Consider the following 4,056-nt stretch of genomic DNA (forward strand, 5'->3'; position numbering starts at 1 on the left):
GAAGCAATACTCCAACCTTTCGGTTAAAATTGCACAAAAGACTTTTTACGCCCAATTTTTTTAATTTTTATTTTTGTGCGATTAACTTATATTTCCCGTTAAAATTGTTGATGTTTAGAGAACGATTTTATCAATAGTGGGTAGTGTTTTGCATGTCTGAGCAGTTGGAAAGAATAGAAGGCTCTTCTGTTCATGAACCGGTTATTCAGAATATTATTGACGACCATCTTGAAAAGACAAATTGTCAATGGAAATTGGTTTCGGGAAAAAGATTCCCCGCCGAGTCGAACGATCCACCCGCATTTTCTAGGGGCATCTATATTTGTAATATACCACTAGGCGTCATCTATATTTCTGACCAACTGTATGGAAAGTTGAACTCCGAAGAGCTTCAATATATTGTCCTTCACGAAATCTGCCACATTCTATATAATGATTCCGCAGCCAACTTCTTGTTTGAGTGGGGAAAGTCTGGATTCAGCCATCTTTTCTCAAAATGGACAAATCTCGAACTGTATGCGGTTGAAGATATTTTGGGAGGAGTCAAAGCCGTATTAAAAACCTTTGGATACCCGGGAGTTGAGGAACAGGTTAGAAGAAATCAGGAACTGAACGCTGACAAGTACGCAGTAATCTGGATGGGAAAGAAGGACCCAGCAATAGGCGCACTAACAAAACTGGTTGAGGGAAAGGTGGAGAGCCTGTCACATATCACAAGGTATGGAAAATTCGAATTTCCAGCACTGACCATAAATGAAAGAATACAGTATTTAAAACAGATTAAAATTTAAGAAAAAGATGATAGGAGAGCACAGCTTCATTGAAACTCATATTTTACATCGCCAGATAAGTATACAATCAACACTATTCCAAATACTAGGAAAATCATAGCAAATAGAACTGTGAGAATTGAAAAGTTTGATCACAAAAAATGCTAGGCTCATGATTATAGCCATTGTTCCAAGGATAATCCCCAGGTATCGGCCCCAAATCTTCATGTAAATTAAACCTATAACAGTGAGAATATTCAAGACTCCGAAAATAAGAGCAATCCAAGCCACTGAACTATAAGCAACTATAAGTTGGTTAGCCTTAGACAACGTCAGCCATAAGTCAGCTTTACTAAGGAGGTCAAGGGGAAGATTATAAAACAATGTTAAGCGAAGTGTTGCAAAGTATAGGCCATCAGATAATGCTGGAAGAACCAACGTCAAAATCAGCATACTTCCAACAATTGAAAGAACTGCAACAATTATTAGAATAACCACTAACGCAATAACACTCCTCGGTCTATAAACATCCATCCAATTAGCCTCCTATTCCAAAGTATAAAAAATAATTTGGCATTTAAGGAAAGATTTTTTATAAAGCTAAAGGCATGATTTAACTATATAATATTTCTGTTTGAGGCATATTGAGTTTTATTAATTAGGATTTTAGAAAATACTATAGGTAATGCCCGCTAGGTAAATAATTTATAAACTAAAATAGTGTATGTTACAGGTATGATGTGAATGAGAGGCAGTATTTCCTTGAAAATTTCCAGAAAAACAAAAAATCTCATTCTACTCGTATCAATCACTCTAATCCTTGCAGTATCCATATTCTTTGCCTCCAGCCAGCAACCAATAATTCAAAACTCAGTAAATTTCCCAACCCAACCAGTAATCACAAACATTGAAAACTCAAAAATGGGAACCCACCTCCAACAATTATTTCAGACCTCAGAACCCTTTACAGAGTATGAGATGATTATCCTCTTTGAAAAAACAGTCAACTACACTCAAGGAATAAGCCTGCTCCAAAACTTGGGAAAATTCGAAGTGGTTTCAAATTATACCATACTTAACGGCTTTTGTATTAGGGCACCGATAATGATGGCTGAAACCATCGCCCAGCAACACTATGTACGGTCAATAACCTACAATGAAGAGATAAGAGTAACCGACAACCAGATAGCATTAAACGAAATCCACCCTACAGACATAAATGTCAATGGCATAATTGGAGCGACTATACTGCAGGATACATATGGCTTAAACGGTTCCGGAGTGGTGGTCGCAGTTATAGACTCGGGGATTAACCCACACATTTATCTAGATGGAAGCCGGATAGTTTATAATGAGAGTTTTGTACCTGGTGAAAACTATACAGATTTAAATGGGCATGGAACTGCTGTAGCGGGGATAATCGGGGCATCAGGTAGCCAAGCGAAAGGTGTTGCACCAGCAGTAGAATTCCTGAATTTAAAGGTACTAAATAGAGATGGATCAGGTCAAATAGACTGGCTATTACAAGCAATAAACGAAGCTTTAAGCACAGGTAATGAAACGCATCCTCATCCTAAGGCCGACATTATCTCAATGTCTTTAGGCGATTCCTCAGGTAGATCCAATGATGATATGTGCGAGGCGGTAAATAGTGCCTGGGTGGATAATGACGTCATCGTAGTGGCAGCTGCAGGAAATGAGGGCCCCAATTACGGAACCATAGACTCCCCGGGACTAGCTTCTTACATTATCACAGTGGGCTCAACTGGTGGCTCTAATTATAGCAGCGTGTCCTCTTTTTCCAGTCGTGGACCAACAGATGATGATGGAGCCAAACCCGACATAGTTGCTCCCGGAGAGAAACTTACTACACTTTCAAATGATGGGCATTCTTCAATTGAATATTTTAGTGGCACCAGTGCTTCTACACCTGTGGTTTCTGGTGCTATAGCATTACTGCTTGATAATGGTACTAATGGAATGCCTTGGCTTACCCCGAATACCGTTAAAGCGGCACTGATGATGAATGCTGAAGACTTGGGGTTAAATCCATTTGCCCAAGGAGCGGGACTGATAACCATTTCTAGAACATACAATTATCTAAGGGATTATTACATAACTGAATCTAATGATACTCCTCCAGTTATTATAACTCCGATAAGGGCTATTGCTTATCCTATGCACCTCTGGGATCTGACTCCTGAACCTCTTAAATTGACTATGGTTGTGGGTAACGTTACCAGAACTCCAATAGTAAACGCTTATTTCAATGTGAGTGGAAATGCCACCGCCTTCACCACCATAACCTCAGAAGTTTTCAATCTTAACGATTCACAGGAATTTGTTACGGTCAGTTTCAAGGTTCCTTTGGGAGGATCAGTAAATGATTTCTCTGGAAATCTAACTTTTGTTAACGGGAGCGGTAGTGTGTTATTCTTTATTCCCTTGGATTTGTATGATGCTTCTTTTACTGACTGGTCTGTATTAACTCTTTTCTGGTTCTTGATTCTTAATAATAATATTAACTCGGCAAACAGTTTGCGTAATATAACTTATATAGGCGTTGGAATAGTAGGATTGGTAATTGTTTCAACAGTCGCTATTGTTTGGGCAATATTTAGATTTACGAAACCCAAGATTCCGGTGGAACTGGAGCAGCTTTCAGCAATTCCTCTTAATTATTGTCCGTACTGTGGGACAAGAGTAGGAGCCTTTGATTTCTTCTGTTATGGTTGTGGAAAACAGATTCGTAAACGCCCATTTGAACTCTGAAAATTCATCCACCTATTTTTTCAGGATTCTTCTTTAGCTCGCCATTAACATATTCGAATAGATCTAATCCAAAAATCGCCGGAATTAAAAAAATAACACTAATAATCAGGCGAATAGCCAGAACTAGACGGCTTCAGAACGTGAGGGATGAGAAAAAACTAGTTACTAACAGAATGGCACCCCTAATTTTGAGAGCGGAATCCAAGAAATAAAAATTATAAAAAAAATGTAGTGGGAAGATTACTTCACTGAAATTCGTATTTCACGTCGCCCGCCAGATAAATAACTATACCTATTCCTAATGCTAGGAGTAGTAAGCCAATCAAAAAACCGAATGTGGGAATAATTGGAATCAGGATTATGCCTATGCCCATGATCATGGATATTATTCCGAATATCATTGCAAGGATCCGTCCCCAATTCTTCATCATGATAAGACCTATACTCGAAATAAAAAACTTTCAATCTCCGTAGCTGGAGAACGGTTTTGCAAGGGTTGTATCATTTTTTGCGC

4 protein-coding genes are annotated in these 4,056 nt (G+C 38.6%); 2 read left to right on the plus strand and 2 right to left on the minus strand.

Features of this window, described 5'->3' with window-relative positions; all coding sequences use genetic code 11:
• Positions 1-152: 152 nt before the first annotated feature.
• Complete coding sequence (locus ACUVXA_RS17490; RefSeq protein ID WP_445872569.1) at positions 153-791, plus strand: M48 family metalloprotease; 639 nt, start codon at positions 153-155, stop codon at positions 789-791.
• A 36-nt stretch (positions 792-827) separates the two neighbouring features.
• Here ACUVXA_RS17490 and ACUVXA_RS17495 read toward each other — a convergent pair whose 3' ends face one another.
• Positions 828-1,304 carry a DUF7144 family membrane protein gene (locus ACUVXA_RS17495; RefSeq protein ID WP_445872570.1) on the minus strand — a complete coding sequence of 159 codons (477 nt, stop codon included), beginning with the start codon at positions 1,302-1,304 and terminating at the stop codon, positions 828-830.
• A 228-nt stretch (positions 1,305-1,532) separates the two neighbouring features.
• Between ACUVXA_RS17495 and ACUVXA_RS17500 the strand changes: the two genes are divergently transcribed.
• On the plus strand, positions 1,533-3,542 hold the full coding sequence (locus tag ACUVXA_RS17500; RefSeq protein ID WP_445872571.1) for a S8 family peptidase: 2,010 nt from the start codon (positions 1,533-1,535) through the stop codon (positions 3,540-3,542).
• Between the two features lie 245 nt (positions 3,543-3,787).
• Here the strand turns inward: ACUVXA_RS17500 and ACUVXA_RS17505 are convergent, their stop codons facing one another.
• Positions 3,788-3,973 carry a hypothetical protein gene (locus ACUVXA_RS17505; RefSeq protein ID WP_445872572.1) on the minus strand — a complete coding sequence of 62 codons (186 nt, stop codon included), beginning with the start codon at positions 3,971-3,973 and terminating at the stop codon, positions 3,788-3,790.
• Positions 3,974-4,056 lie beyond the last annotated feature (83 nt).

The organism is Candidatus Jordarchaeum sp. (assembly GCF_052745115.1).

Coding starts and splice junctions, on each gene's coding strand:
- ACUVXA_RS17490 (WP_445872569.1), top strand. CDS start 153: ATGTCTGAGCAGTTGGAAAGAATAGAAGGCTCTTCTGTTCATGAACCG.
- ACUVXA_RS17495 (WP_445872570.1), bottom strand. CDS start 1,304: ATGGATGTTTATAGACCGAGGAGTGTTATTGCGTTAGTGGTTATTCTA.
- ACUVXA_RS17505 (WP_445872572.1), bottom strand. CDS start 3,973: ATGATGAAGAATTGGGGACGGATCCTTGCAATGATATTCGGAATAATA.